Origin of the sequence: Corynebacterium sp. HMSC071B10, from assembly GCF_001814825.1 — a bacterium.
Lineage (GTDB): Bacteria > Actinomycetota > Actinomycetes > Mycobacteriales > Mycobacteriaceae > Corynebacterium.
The window spans coordinates 1-374 of the sequence record NZ_KV817956.1 but is presented as its reverse complement, the minus strand read 5'-3'; the positions used below and the strand labels follow the sequence as shown (position 1 = coordinate 374).

The 374-nt window shown below is 65.2% G+C and carries 1 protein-coding gene; it reads right to left on the bottom strand.

Features of this window, described 5'->3' with window-relative positions; all coding sequences use genetic code 11:
- Positions 1 to 374, bottom strand: a 374-nt coding sequence (locus HMPREF2990_RS01410) for an HNH endonuclease (protein WP_141757749.1), incomplete at both ends; no start/stop codon positions are given.

Genomic DNA, 374 nt, shown 5'->3' with positions numbered 1-374 from the left:
GTGCACAACCAGCACATGTTCTCGACCTCGGTCGCCCCTCCTTTGGACCATTCCTGGATGTGGTGTGCTTCGGAGAAGTCCGCCGGCTGGTTGCAGCCTTTCCACGCGCAGGTGGCACCGTCGGCGCTCATCAGGGCGCGCAGCTCGCGGTTGGCGTGGCGCTCAAGCTTCACCGGGTACAGATTGACTGGGCCGTCCGTTGCCGAGATCAGGGCGATGTACCCGGCCGCGCGCAGTTTCCGGTTGACCAGCTCGGCGCCGCGCAGCCACTCGCCATTGGTCAGCTGGACTTCGACCTCACCGTCGTCGCGCATGCGCCACTGGACGAAGTCGCCGATGTCCATGTTCAGCACGGTGGTAATCGACGCGTCGCC